Genomic DNA, 15,663 nt, shown 5'->3' with positions numbered 1-15,663 from the left:
TAATGTGCGTTTTAAAGCAGGAAAACGGTAGGCGAAACGCTGCGCCCTGACAATTCGCCCTTATAGTGGCCAGCAGGGCGAGGTCGCATAATCACCCGCCTCTTCCGGCTGGCAGTCCGGTGACAGCAATGCCTTCGCATCAGTGGTGACATCGCTCAGCGTCGGAATGTCGTATAGTATCGACCAGGCATTGCCATTGGCGATGGCCACAGTCTGCCCCTCCAGAAAAACGGCATTGAGCCATTTGTACTCACTGGCGAGGTGGCGCCATTCCCGTCTTGCCTCGGAGGAATAAAGGATCGCATCGATTTCTCCACCGACCCTGTACTCAATCACCGCATAAAGATCGCCCGCCGCATTCATGTCGAAAGTCACGACTGACTTGCCTGCACGATACAGCTCTTCGCGCGGTCCACCATCAAGCGGGTAGAACCAGACGACCGGCTCGTTCATGTAGTGAGCGACAACACCGTCTCGCGCCTTGTGGAAGAAGGCAGAAAACACCGCATCGGGACCGGCCATCATCTCCTGATCGACCTTGACCGACAACACTTCGACCTCATTTGCATCACTGACGATAAAATTACCTAGCTGGTCGAAAGAAAGTGTGTATCCGTTTTTTTCGACAGGCGACGCTCCTTCCAAGAGATCGTCGCCGAGTGACGTCAGACATTTCCCAGCCCGATCACAAATTTCTGAAAGTTTCTGAAGCTCCGCTTCGTTGGGGCTGCGCTCTCCATAGGCAGGCCTGTCATCAAGAGTGTAGATGCGGATCATGGGGTCCACTGCCGTTGCGACCGCAATGCGGGTGTTTCCGATAAATTGCGCTGCTGTGATGCGGTGAGCATGAGACCAGCCACGCACATGCTCCGGCACGTAATAGCCATACTCCCCGCCAAAGACTGTCAGCTCGCCATTGTTTACCGTCGCAAGGCGCGATCCATCCGGCGAGAACCCGATCCAAGAGCGGTTCTGCCCCGGTCCGCTTTTCAGGTCGCTACGATCAATCTGCGTAAACAGCTCATCCAGATCGGTGACACTCTCATCACCCTCCGTCAGCAGATAATCGATACGATATACGCCTGATGATGTTCCCTCATATGACGAACAGACCATCTTGCCCGGTCCTCGCAGGCATTCATTTTCAAAGGCTGTCGCGACATACTCATGCGCCATGAAGCGTTCATAAAAAGCGATATCTACTGCGTCCGGTTGCGGCAGCGCAGAATGCATCCTGAAGCGTTCCCTCTCCCCTTCCAGATCTGCATACGGTATAACTGTCTGCGATACATCGGGGCCTACCTCGATCCAGTCATCGAAGCCTTCAATCAGTCGCTGTCCATCCGGCATCAGGGCATAATCCAGGATCGCGCCATATTCGCCGACCAGCATGTCTGTCGCCCCGCTGGAAAGCTCCATCAACTGCGTTTGCGGCATGTCGCTGGCATCGCGCACGGTCATCGCGGCGAGTCCTCCCGGCAGCACGACATATTCCCTGGCCCAACCCTCCGGTACCTTGAGGGTGAAGCGCCCCACCTCCTGCACCATACCATCAGCATGGAGGTAGGTCCTGCCGTCCTCTGAAATCGCAACGAGTACTCCGGATACAGCGTCCTGATCCAGATGAACCGGTACCGGCATCCTGAATATCGGCTCCAGCCCCTCATCCTGAACGCGCCAGACCTGCTCATCCCTGTAGATGTAAATGCCATTTTGCGTGCCAAAGACTTTCACCTCTGACGGTAGTCGGATAGTTGTCTCGACCATCGCCTTGTTCAGCGCCCGGTCGAACGCCATAAGCAACCTGTCCGGAGCAGTCTCGGGCGTGAAGGCTTTCGCTGCATCCATCAGCACGAGCAGCGCCTCGTCAGTCTGGCCAGCATCCAGCATTCCCTCTGCCGAGCCCGATGCCAGCAGGGCAGATCGCTGTTCGGCATTCTTCTGGGCAGCCACCGCCACCCGCTGCTGGATGAAGGAGAATATGGTGAGGCCCATCAGAACGACGGCCAGCGCCCCGGCGCCAATCACCATAAAGCGCTGGCGCTGAGCAGACGCTCGCTGACTTTGCAGGATCAGGTCCAGGACATCCGTGCCCGGATGGGGAGCGGAGGGCGGCTCTGAATCCCGCCACATGATGGCATCCTGCAGCTGGCGCCCGCGCAGCAGCCCCTCGCCTGCCTTGCCCCGGGCCGACCATTCCAGCGCCCTGTCGGTCAGGCGCGTATGGGTCTTGATCCAGGACCGGTTGGTGTTGAGCGTGGTGACGAGATCGTCGAGATCCTTCTTCTCGTCATAAACGCGCCCGGCAGGCAGCAAGTGGATATCGCCGATTGCCTTGGGAATCTCGTCGACGCTGATCTCGCCGATCACAACCGGAACGAACCTCTTCTGCATGCGGATAACCTGGGCGAGTTCCCAGTTGCACCAGTGGGAAGATACCGAATGACGGCTGACCAGCCATATCACCGTGTCGGCCTCTTGTATGAAGCTCGCCAGTTCCGCCTGCCACGCTTCGCCGAAGGGCAAATCGCGCGTGTCGATCTTCACCGCAAAGCCGCGCGCCTCCAGCGAAGCGACCAGCGCTTCGGCGATCCCGGCGTCTTTTCTTGAATAGCTGATGAACAGCTTCAGGCTGTCCGGCCTTGCCTTGGCACCGTCATTTCCCATTGTCGAAAATCCGTCCCTCTTTCCCGGCACGATCCTAGAAAGCTTTTCCCTGCGGAACAACCGGTCGCGGCATGTGAAGGGGCACCACCACTCGATTATCTTGCCCCGTTACCTGACAATGTTTACCCTGTGTCAGGTAATGGGAGAGAGAAATCATGACATTCATTATCAGGTCCAGCCTTGCAGCCATTTTCATGACCATGCTTGTCGCCTGTGGCGGCGGCAATGACAGTCCGGCGGATATCGACATGACCGCCGAGCAAGCAAATGGCCCCAAGGATTATATAGCGGTCTACGAGAAGCAGCTCCTAATCATCGCCGAGGCCGTTGAATCCGTGGCCGATGAAGAGAGTGCTCAGAAGGCTGCTGCGATCATCCGCGACGCCTCCTCCGAACTCGAGATCGTGGCGACAAAGGCAGACGGCATGTCGCAGATGGAAAAGGCACGCTTTGCCATGTCCTACGCTACCAATCTCGCAGATACGCAGATGCGCCTGATGGAGGCGATGACAAAACTGGCTTCCACCGATCCTGAAACGGTCCAGCTGATTTCCGACGCGATGGATGAATTGCCATCGCCGGTAGAAGAATAAGCTCGCCCATCCTTCCCGGTGGAAAACAACGGCGTGGCGCGTCCTGTCTGGTCGCCCCTGTGATATTGATTTCCGGCCATTGACGTGCGAGGCGCTATTCCTCGATCGATCACCGGACGGATGACATGGCAAAACTCGACCAGAAAAAGGGACAGGCCCCGCGTGCCTGGCAGCGCATGCTGTCGGGGCGGCGCCTCGATATTCTCGACCCATCCCCCATGGATGTGGAAATCGAGGATATCGCCCATGGCCTTGCCCGAGTTGCCCGCTGGAACGGCCAGACTTACGGCGGCCTTGCCTTCAACGTCGCCCATCACTCGGTCATCGTGGAAGCGCTCTGCCAGGAACTCAAGCCCGGCTGGCCGGTGAAATGGCGTCTGGCCGCCCTGCTGCATGACGCACCGGAATACGTCATCGGCGACATGATCTCCCCCTTCAAGGCGGCCCTCGGGGAAGGCTACAAGCGCGTCGAACGCGGCCTTGAACAGGCGATCCATCTGCGCTTCGGCCTGCCCGCCGAGTTGCCCCAGACGATCGAAAAGACAATCAAGAAAGCCGACCGCATTTGCGCCTATCACGAGGCGACACAGATCGCCGGTTTCTCCCACGAGGAAGCCCGCAAGTTTTTCGGCACGCCGCGCGGCGCAGCGCCAATCACCATCGAGGCGCTGGACCCGGAGGCGTCACAAGCGCTGTTTCTGCAACGCTTCGAGGCACTATTGCGTGAACATCGCGGAAATTGAGCATTTTCCTGAGACTGGGCACTAGTGGTGCCCGACGATTTACCCCACATTTCCTGCATGATCATTCTTTGCCCCTATGACCGCGTCGAGGCCGCCTTGAAGAAATTCGAGCCGGATCGCGTCATCACAATCATGGACACGGTGGGTTCGGCGAACTTTGCGGGCATCCCACCGGAGCGACATCTGAAGATCGGCTATACCATGGCCGAGGCTGCAAGGACGCAGAAATGCGCGCCCCATTGCGATACCGTCCGTATCCGGCAGATGATAGACTTTGCCGCCGGGAATGACTGGAGCAAGCCGTTGCTCGTCCATTGCCGTCTAGGCCTCTCGCGCTCGCCGGCTGCTGCGCTGATCATCCAGTGCGCCCTGTCACCGGACATTCCGGAAGTCCGGTTTGCCGAGGACATGCGCACGTTGTCGCGGGATGTCGAGCCCAGCTTCATGATGCTGGCCCAGGCTGACGACCTCCTGCAGCGCGATGGTCGCATGCTCGATGCACTCGACGCCATGGGCGAGAGCAGTGGCGCGTCCGTCGGCGAGATCCTGCGCATCCCCTACCTTCCCGCGAAGGCCACTTGATCGATCGGCGCAAAGACGGCAGGGACGGCTGATGAACAAACAGACCAGCGCAAACAGCGGCGTCATCATCGGGCTCAATGCAGTGCTCGCCGCCATTCAGGAGGACCGTCCCCTCGTGCTCAGCCTGCGCAGTGCGGCTGCCCGTCCATTGCTGGCCCTGCCCTATGGCGCTTTTTCACCGGACCAGCATCGCACCTTCGAACTCGGCTTGCGCGAATTCGTATCTCAACAGACCGGCATGCAGCTCGGCTATGTCGAACAGCTCTACACATTCGGCGACAAGGGCCGCGAGGCACCGAGCGCGACTTTCGAAGGCGGCAAGGCCAGCGACAGGATCATTTCCGTCGGCTATCTCGCCCTCGCCCCGCGCGCTGCGCCGGTGGAAATGGCCAACACGGCGTGGACCAGCTGGTATGATTTCTTCCCCTGGGAAGACTGGCGCAATGGCGAGCCGGCCATCCTTGCACAGAGCATCCTGCCCGGTTTTGCCAAATGGATCGCAGAGGCAGGCGACAAGGCGCGACAGGCAAGGCGCCGCGCCCGTGTGCGGCTGGCCTTCGGCTATGAAGATGCCGGCTGGGAAGAGGAGCGCGTTCTCGACCGCTACGAACTGATGTACGAGGCCGCACTCGTCTCGGAAGCCTGGCGCGATGAAGGCCAGGACAGGGCATGCGAGACGGGTACCGCGATGATCTCAGATCACCGACGCATCCTCGCGACCGCCATCGGCCGACTGCGCGGCAAGCTGCGTTATCGCCCGGTCATCTTCGAGATGATGGACGATACCTTCACGCTGCTCGACCTGCAGCGCGGCGTTGAATCGATCATCGGCTTTACCCTGCACAAGCAGAATTTCCGCCGCGGCGTCGAGAATGCAAGGCTAGTCAAAAAGACCGGTTCTACCAGCGCAGAAACTGGCGGCAGGCCGGCGGCGCTCTATCGCGTCAACCGCGATCCACAGACGGCAAACCACGACCGCACGATCCAGGGCCTGACCCTGCCTCGCCTGCGCCAGTCGCCGTCATTCCCGTTATAGGGCACTCTACTTGCAGTTGCCCGGCTGCCTTATACCGGTTAGGCTTTTTCTGGATATGAAGTTCAGGCTTGAGGGGCCATAACGTGCAGAGATTTTCATTACACACACCGATGCACTGTGTCGGGCTCTATTGCCTGACTGCCCTGCTAGTCTTTACTGGAACCACTGGTCAATCCCGCGCTGACTGGTACGAAGTAAAGTCGGAAAATTTCGTGTTCTATGGTGATGTGAGCGAAGACACGGCCCGCAGACTTGTGACCGATCTTGAAATCTACCGCAGCGCCATTGTCATGCTGTCCGGTCAGGAAGCTGGCCCGGAAGTTCGACCCGTACATATTTTCGGTGCCAATAACAGCAGTGGGCTGCGGCGGTTGACAGGTCGAGCCGATATTGCCGGTCTCTACACAGTTGGCGATGATTACCCGATCTTTGTCATGGACACATCCGAGGGCTTCAACGATGACGGAGATTCGCGCGGTGTCGCCCTGCACGAATTTGCTCACCATGTCATCCGCAGCCATACGAGTTACTACTATCCTCTATGGTATAATGAGGGGTTTGCTGAATATCTTGCCTCCTTCATTGCAGAGGAAAATACGGTTACGATAGGCCAGCCAAACTCATACTTCGCATCTTCCCTGAATGATCGCTGGATGGATATTGACGATGTTCTGAGCGCCGTCACCAGATATCCCGAGAGCAAGGGGTCCCGGCGGGATGGAGAGATGCGCTATCAATTTTATGGTATCACCTGGCTTGCTGTTCATTATATTCAAAACACGAAAGAAATGAGCGACCGCTTGCCGGATTATATCTCCGCGATCAATGAAGGGCTTGATCCGATTGAGGCGTTCGAGAGCACTTTCGAGATGACAACCGAAGAATTCCGCCTAGCGCTCGTACGGTATCACCGAACCAACAGGTATCAGGTTATTCGCTTCACCTTCGAGGAAGAGATCATCGCTGGTCAGATCACCGTAAGAAAACTCGATGAGCGGGAAGAAGACCTTACCACTATCCTGTCCAGGCTGGAGTTCATTCCGTTTGGTGAGAATGGGCAGAACCGTCGCGATGACATGCGCAAATTACTGGAAGAGACGGAAGCGAAATATGGCCTGTTGCCAGTGATCGGCGATGGCTGGGTGTCGCTGGAGCTGGCTGAAAGGGATTACGACGCGGCCGTTGAGCGCGGTGAAGCCGTCGCTGCAGCGCATCCGGAGGACTCCACGGCCTTACGCGCGGTCGCCGATGCCTATTTCCACCGCTATCAATGGGGCGATGAAAAAGACATCGAGGACGTTAAACAGGCTCGGGCTTATTTTGCCCGTCAGTTGGCGATTGATCCGACGAACCCGACGGCAAATGACCACTATCCGACGACGTTCCTCTATGACCGGGAAGTGCCGGACGAAATGGCGATCGAAGCGGTCGCCTTCATGGTGAACTATCAGCGCAGTCCCTATTACATGAGCATGTATCTCGATATGGCCGAGGTTATGCTACTTGCAGGCTATCTGGAAGATTCCTGCTGGCTGGTCGACCATGTTGAAATCCTGGTTAGAAACTCGGCCAGAGAAGCCGCAGAGAGAACCGATGATGAAGAGGAAGAAGCATCAGAAGATAACGGGCCGCCTCATATCACCGATGAGAACAACCTTCAGCATCTGGAGAGACTGAAATCCGAACTGGGCGACCGTTGCCCGTCCTGATAAGCACCAGGAACAATATCGGATTAATAACCAGCCTGGACCTTCACGCTTTGCTGAGATTAGCACTGAGTGCAGTCTAAAAGCTTGACAGGCGGGTATATGCGCCTATTTTCCGCACTCTGCCCTTGAAGGGCGATTTTTTAGACCCCATATATGCTCTAGTTGAGCATAACGATTGGAGGCTGACATGCCCGCGTTTGGAAACGAGTTCGAGAACGACCTGCCCTATACCGAAGAGGTCAAGGCCAAGACGGAGCATCTCTACCCGCTCGTCCAGCGCCAGATCCCGCGCATCGAGTGGGAGATGCATGCGCCTTACATCGCCGCGATCAACGACCTGAAAAAGCACATGGACGCGGTCATCCTCGCCCACAATTACATGACGCCGGAAATCTTCGCCTGCGTCGGCGATTTTCGCGGCGACAGCCTTGCGCTCGCCATGGAAGCGGCAAAAACCGAAGCCTCGGTTATCGTGCAGGCTGGCGTCCACTTCATGGCCGAGACCTCCAAGGTCCTGTCGCCGGAAAAGACGGTGCTGATCCCCGACATGAAGGCCGGCTGCTCCCTCGCCTCCTCGATCACCGGCGACGATGTGCGCCTCCTGAAACAGAAATATCCGGGTACGCCGGTCGTCACCTATGTGAACACGACCGCCGACGTGAAAGCCGAAACCGACATCTGCTGCACGTCATCGAACGCCGTGCAGATTGTCGAGCATATCTGCGCCGAATGGGGCACAGACCAGGTCATCCTCATCCCCGACCAGTATCTGGCCAAGAACGTCGCCGCGATGACCAAGATCAAGGTCATTACCTGGGCTGGCTCTTGCGAGGTCCATGAGCGTTTCACGCCGGAAGACATCCGCGAGATGCGGGCCGGTAACCCGGGCGTCATCGTGCTCGCCCACCCGGAATGCCCGCCGGAGGTGCTGGCCGAGGCTGACTTTGCCGGCTCGACCAGCGGCATGAGTAATTACGTGAAGGAAAAGCAGCCGAACAATGTCGTGCTGATCACCGAATGCTCGATGTCGGACAATGTGGCGCTGGAAAACCCTGATGTGAATTTCGTGCGCCCCTGTAACCTGTGCCCGCACATGAAGCGCATCACCCTGCCGGGCATCCTGCGTGCCCTGCAGACGATGGAACACAAGGTCGAGGTTGATCCGGTGATTGCCGCAAAGGCACGCAAAGCGGTGCAGGCGATGATCGATGTGAAGTTGGAGAAGCAGTCGGAATACTCCCATATCGGCAAGCCGGAAGTGATCGCGCTCGAAGACCGCGAGCTTGCGGGCCGCGCGCTGGAAATCAGCGCCTGACAGGCGGCGGGGCATGAGGGACACGCTCGAAACACTTGCCCTGCCGGAAGGCAGCACACTGATCATCGGGGCCGGTGTTGCCGGTCTCTTCACTGCGCTGAAGCTCGCCCCCAATCCCGTCACCGTCATCAGCGCCGCGCCCATAGGGCGTGGTGCGTCGTCCACATGGGCCCAAGGTGGCCTCGCTGCCGCAATGGGCGAAGACGACACGCCGGACCTTCATTTCAGGGATACGATCGACGCCGGCGCCGGGCTTGTCGAACCGAAAGCGGCCCGTATCCTGACCGAAGACGGGCCTGCCCGAGTCCACGACCTGATCGATTTCGGCGTTGCCTTCGATACTGACGAAAACGGCAAGTTGAAACTCGGTCGCGAGGCGGCACACTCGCGCAAGCGTATCGTGCATGCGACCGGCGACCGGGCCGGCGCGGCTATCATGGCCACGCTCGACGAGGCCGCCCATGCTGCCGATCACATCACCCTGCGCGAGCGCATGGTCGCCGAAGATCTGATCACTGATGACAGTGGCCGCGTCATCGGCGCGCTTGTCCACGACATCACCGAGCAGAAACGCCTGCTCATGCTCTGCCCGCGTACAGTGCTCGCTACCGGTGGGCTTGGCGGGCTTTATGCCGTCACCACCAATCCTGTCCGCGCGCAGGGCCACGGCCTTGCCATGGCACTGCGGGCTGGGGCGGAAATCATCGACCCGGAATTCGTCCAGTTCCATCCCACGGCACTCGATGTCGGCATCGACCCGGCTCCGCTCGCGACGGAAGCCCTGCGCGGCGAAGGCGCAATCCTCGTCAATGGCAAGGGCCGCCGCTTCATGAAATATCTTCACGACGATGCCGAACTCGCCCCGCGTGATATCGTCGCCCGTGGCGTCGCCCAGGCCGTGCACAATGGCGGCGCGTTTCTCGATGCCCGTGAGGCCATCGGCGCAGCCTTCCCTGAAAAATTCCCGACCGTCTATGCCGCCTGCAGGGAGGCAGGCATCGATCCGGTGACGGAGCTTATGCCGGTCGCCCCAGCTGTCCACTACCACATGGGCGGCGTCGGCACTGATGTCGACGGGCGCACCAGCCGCCCCGGCCTCTGGGCCGTTGGCGAGGTTGCCTCGACCGGCATCCATGGCGCAAACCGCCTCGCGTCCAACTCCCTGCTTGAGGCGCTCGTCTTCGGGGCCCGCGCCGCCGATAGCCTGAAACAGGATGACGCAACGCTCGATCCGTCATCCATAAACCTCTTGCCTGATCGCCTGTCATTAGATCCGAAGCCCCCCGTTGCTGAAGATATCGCTCTCCTTCGCCGGACCATGGCGTACCGCGCCGGTATCCTGCGCGAAAAGGACGGCCTGATGGCTGCGATGGAAGTCATCGGCGAGCTGGAAGAGCGCCCGAGTCTGAACAGCGGCATGCTCAACTGCCTGCTGACGGCGACGATGATCCTCGCCGGCGCGCTTGACCGTCGCGAAAGCCGCGGCAGTCATTTCCGTACGGATTACCCGGAAAAGGCATCGCCACCCCCGGTTCATACGGTCATGACCTTCAGCCCCGAAACCGGCCTCGTCGTTTCCCCGCGTCCGATCGATTACAAGACAGATCTGGAGAAAGCCTGATGGCCATCTTCCCCCTGCCCCGCCCGCTGGTCGAGACCAATGTGCGCGCTGCCCTCGCCGAGGATCTGGGCGATGCAGGTGACATCACCACACTCGCGACCATTCCAGCCGAGGCGCGGGCAGACGCCGTTATCGCTGCCCGCAAACCTGGCATCATCGCAGGCACGGCACTGGCAGAGGCAGCCTTCACCCTCGTTGACCCCGCCCTGAAAGTCGAGATCGTCACGCAGGACGGCGGCACGGTTGAACCCGGCACGGAGGTCATCCGCCTGTCTGGTCCTGCTCGCGCCATCCTGACCGCAGAGCGTGTCGCGCTGAACTATCTCGGCCACCTCTCTGGCATCGCTACGGCGACCGGCGACCTTGTCCGCGCGGTCGAGGGCACTGGCGTGCTGATCGTCTGCACAAGGAAGACGACGCCCGGGCTGCGCACGCTCGAAAAACACGCCGTCAAATGCGGCGGCGGCCAGAACCACCGTTTCGGGCTCTATGACGCCGTCATGATCAAGGATAACCACATCGCTGCGGCAGGCTCCATCGCCGGAGCGCTGCAGGCAGCCAAGGCCGCGACCGGACACATGGTCAAGATAGAGATCGAGGTCGATACGCTGGACCAGCTCGGCGAAGTACTGGAGGAAGGCGCCGACGTCATCCTGCTCGACAACATGTCCACGGAGGACATGCGCAAGGCGGTCGAGGTGAATGCCGGTCGGTCGATCCTCGAAGCCTCCGGCAATGTCACCATCGACACCGTGCGTGCGATTGCCGAGACCGGCGTCGACGTCATCTCGTCCGGCTGGATCACCCATTCCGCCCCGACGCTCGACCTTGGCCTCGACTGGAAATAGGCCCGCTCACGACATTGTCACCTAGTTGGCAATCCCATAACTGGCCTGAGTACCTTCGCGGCCTACCTCCTTGCCTGAAGCAATCGGAGGCAACCCATGCACAAGACAAGGCTGATTTCGACACATCAGGTCACCCATGACGTGAAGAGCTTCCGCCTCGAACGCCCGAAGGGCTTTGACTACAAGCCCGGCGATGCGACAGAGCTGGCGCTTGATGCCGATAACTGGCGAGACGAAAAGCGCCCCTTCACCATGACGTCCCTGCCCGATGACGACACGCTGGAATTCACCATCAAGTCATATCCCGACCATGGCGGAGTGACCATGCGCCTGCACCGGCTGGAGCCAGGCAGCTCGCTGCTGATCGATGACCCGTTCGAGACCTTCCGCCATGATAGCAATGCCGTCTTCATCGCTGGCGGCGCCGGCATCACGCCATTTCTTGCCTTGCTCCGTAGCCTGAAAAAACAGAACAGGATCGCCGGCAATCGGCTGGTCTTTGCAAACAAGACCCGAGCCGACATCATCCATCAGGAAGAATTGTCAGCAATGAACGGCCTCGCCGTCACTCACGTTCTATCGAATGAGAAAATCGACGGGTACAGACATGGTCATATCGACAAGGAATTGCTGACAGATATCCTTGGAGACAACGACAAGCGCTTCCATGTCTGCGGCCCGCCGCCTATGCAGGAAGCAGTCGAGAAAGCCCTGCACGAGATGGGGTTTGAGGCAGACAGTATCTCCCTCAGCGATTGATCCGTCAGCTTACTGAAAACTTTTATTGGGCAGCGGAGACGATGGTTTCTGTCGTCTTGTTCGGGAAGCGATAGAATTTATGCGCCCCGATTTGGGCCGTGGGCGTCAGTGTCGGCGCCCAATATGGCGAAACATAATCCGCGTGATAGTGCGTCGCGTTACGCGAGACCGGCATATGCATGCCGGCGAGGATCACGCCAGCCAGTTCATCGATATCGTCATAGAGGGCGACATTACGACGCTTGTCCATCGACCCGTCGCAGGTGAAGGAAAACTGGCAGCCGGTTGTGCGCTCGGAGCCCTGATAAACAACGCCGCAGATCGTGTCCGGATAATAGGCGCTCTTGACCCGGTTCAGGACAACGTCGGCAACGCCAAGCTTGCCCAGCATCGATTCATTGCGGCTCTCGTAATAGATCGCGTCTGCAAGACAGCGGCGCTCGGCCGACTGGATGCGGGCAACCTCGAGTTCGGTGAAATCATAGCTGACGAGGTCAGAGATATCGGCGCTGGCAAGCTGGACTGCCGGTGCGGTGTCGAAAAGACCATCTTCCGCGTCGCCTGACTGGGCAAATTGCCACTGCGAGAACTCTGCCGCTGCGGCCTCAGCCTCGGCAAGCATCTGCAGGCTTTGCTGCTCTGTCTCGTGCAGCTGGACGCGATGATGGCCGGACAGCGTCAAGGCGACAGCGCACACGCTGATGCCGAGCGTGGCTAGCCAGCGGCGGGCCTGCCAGTTCGGCATGCCTGCTGCTTGCGCGTGTGTCTCAGTATCGATCGCCCTGTTCATGACGGTCAAAAGCCTCTTCTTCTGTGTTCTTGGTAGTCCACCGGACAGTCCGCGTTTCGCACGGTGTCCCTTTAAAGGTTTCTGCAATCCTTGATGCTCGATCAAACCTGTCTCCGCCACGCAGTTCCCGTGCCGGGTTGGCGGCTTATGACGGAAGAAAACGCTCTTGGCAAATTCTCTCTCATGATCATGACATAATGTTAATCAGAGATAAAAGAAGCATTTTCCCACGGAAAAGTGAGAAAGCCGCGCTGCAATGCGGAATCAAGCTTGCAGCACGGCGATTTGCCTAAGGAAAACAACGGCCTGCGCGTTAACTATTTCTTAACCAGCAGGGCAGATTGCGCCGCCGTGAGTCGGGCGATCGGCACCCGGTATGGCGAGCAGGACACATAATCAAGCCCGACCTTTTCGACGAAATGGATCGAATCGGGGTCGCCGCCATGCTCGCCGCAAATGCCCAATTTGAGATTTTCGCGTGCAGAGCGTCCCTTTTCGGCAGCGATTTCGATCAGCGCGCCGACACCGGCCTGGTCGAGCGTGACGAACGGGTCCTGCTCCCAGATACCCTGTTTCTGATAGGCTGGCAGGAAGGAGCCGGCATCGTCGCGCGACAGGCCGAAGGTCGTCTGGGTCAGGTCGTTGGTGCCGAAGGAGAAGAACTCCGCTTCGGCAGCGATCCTGTCCGCCGTCAGCGCCGCGCGCGGCAGCTCGATCATCGTGCCGACCAGATAGGCCATCTCCTGACCCTTCTCGGCCAGCACCGCCTTGCACACGGCATCTACGCGGGCCTTCAGGCTCGACAGCTCCTTCACGTCGGCGACGAGCGGGATCATGATTTCCGGCACGATCGCCTCGCCGGTCTCCTTCGCAACCTCGCAGGCCGCCTCCATCAGCGCCCTCACCTGCATCTCGTAGATTTCCGGATAGGTGATGCCGAGACGGCAGCCGCGATGACCCAGCATCGGGTTGAACTCGTTCAGCTTGTGCGCCCGCGCCTTCAGCGCTGCTGGCTCGAGGCCGGAGGCCTTGGCGACTTCCTCGATCTCCGCATCCGAATGCGGCAGGAACTCATGCAGCGGCGGGTCGAGCAGGCGCACCGTCACCGGCAGGCCGGCCATCACCTCGAACAGCGCCTTGAAGTCGCCACGCTGCATCGGCAGCAGCTTGGCAAGCGCCGTCTCGCGGCCCGCCTTGTCCTCTGCGAGGATCATCTCGCGTACCGCGACGATCCGTTCGGCCTCGAAGAACATGTGCTCGGTCCGGCACAGGCCGATGCCCTCCGCGCCGAAATCGCGGGCCGTCTCCGCGTCGAGCGGCGTTTCGGCATTGGTGCGCACGGCCATGCGGCGATGGCTGTCAGCCCATTCCATGATCTTGCGGAAATCGCCGGACAGTTCCGGCTGGATCGTCTTCACCTCCCCGGCGAAGACCTCGCCGGTCGCACCATCGATGGTGATCCAGTCGCCCTTGGCGATGGACCGGCCACCGGCAGTAAAGCCCGACCCGTCGCGCTCGATGCGCACATCACCAGCCCCGCAGACGCAAGGCCGCCCCATGCCACGGGCAACGACCGCCGCGTGGCTGGTCATGCCGCCCCGGGCAGTGACGATGCCCTTGGCCGCATGCATGCCGTGAATGTCTTCCGGGCTCGTCTCGACGCGCACGAGGATGACCGGCTTGCCGTCCTGCGCCAGGCGTTCGGCTTCATCGGAGGAGAAGACCACCTCCCCTGCCGCCGCGCCGGGCGAAGCAGGAAGCCCCTTGGTGATCACATCTCGCTTGGCCTTCGGGTCGAGCGAGGGGTGCAGAAGCTGGTCGAGCGAGCCGGGCTCGACGCGCATCACCGCTTCTTCCTCCGTGATCAGACCATCGGCGCACATTTCGACGGCGATCTTCAGCGCGGCCTTCGCCGTGCGCTTGCCGGTGCGCGTCTGCAGCATCCACAGCGTGCCTTCCTGGATGGTGAACTCGATGTCCTGCATATCGCGATAATGCTTTTCGAGTTTTTCGAACACCGCGACCAGTTCCTTGAAGGTCTCCGGCATCGCCTCTTCCATCGAGGGCAGGTCCTCGCCCTGCTTTTCCTTGGCAAAGATCGTCAGCGGCTGCGGCGTGCGGATACCGGCGACGACATCCTCGCCCTGGGCGTTGATCAGGAACTCGCCGTAATAGGCGCGCTCGCCGGTCGACGGGTCGCGGGTGAAGGCAACGCCGGTCGCCGACGTCTCGCCCATATTGCCGAAAACCATGGCCTGCACGTTCACCGCCGTGCCCCATTCCTCGGGGATATTGTGCAGGCGGCGATAGGTGTTCGCCCGCTCGTTGCGCCAAGAGCCGAACACGGCGTCGATCGCGCCCCACAGCTGCGCCTTCACATCCTGCGGGAATGGCTCGCCCCGCTCCTTCTGGACCACCTCCTTGTACTGGCCGATGACCGTCTTCCAGTCTGACGCGGTCATGTCGGTGTCGAGCATGTAGTCATGCTCTTCCTTGTAGAGGTCGAGGATCTCCTCGAAATGATAGTGATCGACGCCGAGGACCACGTCGGAATACATCTGGATGAAGCGGCGATAGCTGTCATAGGCAAAGCGCTCATCGCCCGCCAGCGCGGCAAGGCCGGCCACCGTCTCGTCATTGAGGCCGAGGTTCAGCACCGTATCCATCATGCCGGGCATGGAGGCGCGGGCGCCGGAGCGCACGGAGACGAGCAGCGGGTTTTTCGTATCGCCGAATTGCTTGTCGACCAGCTCGCCAATGCGCGCGACGGCCTCGTCGACCATCTGCGTCAGCCCGTCCGGATACTGACGGTCATTCTTGTAGAAAAGCGTGCAGACTTCGGTGGTGATGGTAAAGCCCGGCGGCACGGGCAGCCCCAGGCTCGCCATCTCGGCAAGGTTCGCGCCCTTCCCGCCCAGCAGGTTTTTCAGGCTCGAGTCGCCGTCGGCATTGCCGCCGCCGAAATTATAGACCCACTTGTCACTCATTCCACGCTCTCCA

12 protein-coding genes are annotated in these 15,663 nt (G+C 59.9%); 9 read left to right on the top strand and 3 right to left on the bottom strand.

Annotated features, from left to right (window positions below; translation table 11 throughout):
- Positions 1 to 60: 60 nt before the first annotated feature.
- A complete protein-coding gene (locus FF098_RS13570; protein WP_155141501.1) occupies positions 61 to 2,667 on the bottom strand; it encodes a toll/interleukin-1 receptor domain-containing protein in 2,607 nt (868 codons plus the stop codon).
- 155 nt (positions 2,668 to 2,822) lie between these two features.
- Here FF098_RS13570 and FF098_RS13565 point away from each other — a divergent pair, with 155 nt between their 5' ends.
- From FF098_RS13565 to FF098_RS13525, 9 genes are all read left to right on the top strand, one after another.
- Positions 2,823 to 3,260, top strand: a complete 438-nt coding sequence (locus tag FF098_RS13565; RefSeq protein WP_155141499.1) for a hypothetical protein — start codon at positions 2,823 to 2,825, stop codon at positions 3,258 to 3,260.
- 125 nt (positions 3,261 to 3,385) lie between these two features.
- Complete coding sequence (locus FF098_RS13560; RefSeq protein WP_155141497.1) at positions 3,386 to 4,003, top strand: YfbR-like 5'-deoxynucleotidase; 618 nt, start codon at positions 3,386 to 3,388, stop codon at positions 4,001 to 4,003.
- A gap of 57 nt (positions 4,004 to 4,060) precedes the next feature.
- On the top strand, positions 4,061 to 4,585 hold the full coding sequence (locus tag FF098_RS13555; protein WP_155141495.1) for a tyrosine phosphatase family protein: 525 nt from the start codon (positions 4,061 to 4,063) through the stop codon (positions 4,583 to 4,585).
- 31 nt (positions 4,586 to 4,616) lie between these two features.
- Complete coding sequence (locus FF098_RS13550; protein ID WP_155141493.1) at positions 4,617 to 5,621, top strand: NUDIX hydrolase; 1,005 nt, start codon at positions 4,617 to 4,619, stop codon at positions 5,619 to 5,621.
- 83 nt (positions 5,622 to 5,704) lie between these two features.
- Positions 5,705 to 7,330: a tetratricopeptide repeat protein gene (locus FF098_RS13545; RefSeq protein ID WP_155141491.1), complete on the top strand. Its 1,626-nt coding sequence runs from the start codon at positions 5,705 to 5,707 to the stop codon at positions 7,328 to 7,330.
- 187 nt (positions 7,331 to 7,517) lie between these two features.
- Positions 7,518 to 8,645, top strand: coding sequence for a quinolinate synthase NadA (gene nadA / locus FF098_RS13540; RefSeq protein WP_155141489.1), 1,128 nt, complete (start codon positions 7,518 to 7,520; stop codon positions 8,643 to 8,645).
- Positions 8,646 to 8,658: 13 nt separating this feature from the next.
- A complete protein-coding gene (locus tag FF098_RS13535; protein ID WP_155141487.1) occupies positions 8,659 to 10,266 on the top strand; it encodes an L-aspartate oxidase in 1,608 nt (535 codons plus the stop codon).
- Positions 10,266 to 11,114, top strand: a complete 849-nt coding sequence (nadC, locus tag FF098_RS13530; RefSeq protein ID WP_155141484.1) for a carboxylating nicotinate-nucleotide diphosphorylase — start codon at positions 10,266 to 10,268, stop codon at positions 11,112 to 11,114. Before FF098_RS13535 ends, nadC begins: the two co-directional genes overlap by 1 nt.
- Before the next feature lie 96 nt (positions 11,115 to 11,210).
- Positions 11,211 to 11,873, top strand: a complete 663-nt coding sequence (locus FF098_RS13525) for an FAD-binding oxidoreductase (RefSeq protein WP_155141482.1) — start codon at positions 11,211 to 11,213, stop codon at positions 11,871 to 11,873.
- A gap of 22 nt (positions 11,874 to 11,895) precedes the next feature.
- Here FF098_RS13525 and FF098_RS13520 read toward each other — a convergent pair whose 3' ends face one another.
- A complete protein-coding gene (locus tag FF098_RS13520) occupies positions 11,896 to 12,663 on the bottom strand; it encodes a cell wall hydrolase (protein WP_188544136.1) in 768 nt (255 codons plus the stop codon).
- Positions 12,664 to 12,980: 317 nt separating this feature from the next.
- On the bottom strand, positions 12,981 to 15,650 hold the full coding sequence (gene ppdK, locus FF098_RS13515) for a pyruvate, phosphate dikinase (protein WP_155141478.1): 2,670 nt from the start codon (positions 15,648 to 15,650) through the stop codon (positions 12,981 to 12,983).
- Positions 15,651 to 15,663 lie beyond the last annotated feature (13 nt).

Source organism: Aquisalinus luteolus (assembly GCF_009712425.2).
In the GTDB taxonomy this organism is placed as follows: Bacteria; Pseudomonadota; Alphaproteobacteria; order Caulobacterales; family Parvularculaceae; genus Aquisalinus; species Aquisalinus luteolus.
The sequence above is the reverse complement of the archived record's forward strand: the minus strand, read 5'-3'. Positions and strand labels throughout refer to the sequence as shown.

Coding starts and splice junctions, on each gene's coding strand:
- FF098_RS13535 (WP_155141487.1), top strand. CDS start 8,659: ATGAGGGACACGCTCGAAACACTTGCCCTGCCGGAAGGCAGCACACTG.
- FF098_RS13570 (WP_155141501.1), bottom strand. CDS start 2,667: ATGGGAAATGACGGTGCCAAGGCAAGGCCGGACAGCCTGAAGCTGTTC.
- FF098_RS13550 (WP_155141493.1), top strand. CDS start 4,617: ATGAACAAACAGACCAGCGCAAACAGCGGCGTCATCATCGGGCTCAAT.
- FF098_RS13525 (WP_155141482.1), top strand. CDS start 11,211: ATGCACAAGACAAGGCTGATTTCGACACATCAGGTCACCCATGACGTG.
- FF098_RS13555 (WP_155141495.1), top strand. CDS start 4,061: ATGATCATTCTTTGCCCCTATGACCGCGTCGAGGCCGCCTTGAAGAAA.
- FF098_RS13565 (WP_155141499.1), top strand. CDS start 2,823: ATGACATTCATTATCAGGTCCAGCCTTGCAGCCATTTTCATGACCATG.
- FF098_RS13520 (WP_188544136.1), bottom strand. CDS start 12,663: ATGAACAGGGCGATCGATACTGAGACACACGCGCAAGCAGCAGGCATG.
- ppdK (WP_155141478.1), bottom strand. CDS start 15,650: ATGAGTGACAAGTGGGTCTATAATTTCGGCGGCGGCAATGCCGACGGC.
- nadC (WP_155141484.1), top strand. CDS start 10,266: ATGGCCATCTTCCCCCTGCCCCGCCCGCTGGTCGAGACCAATGTGCGC.
- nadA (WP_155141489.1), top strand. CDS start 7,518: ATGCCCGCGTTTGGAAACGAGTTCGAGAACGACCTGCCCTATACCGAA.
- FF098_RS13560 (WP_155141497.1), top strand. CDS start 3,386: ATGGCAAAACTCGACCAGAAAAAGGGACAGGCCCCGCGTGCCTGGCAG.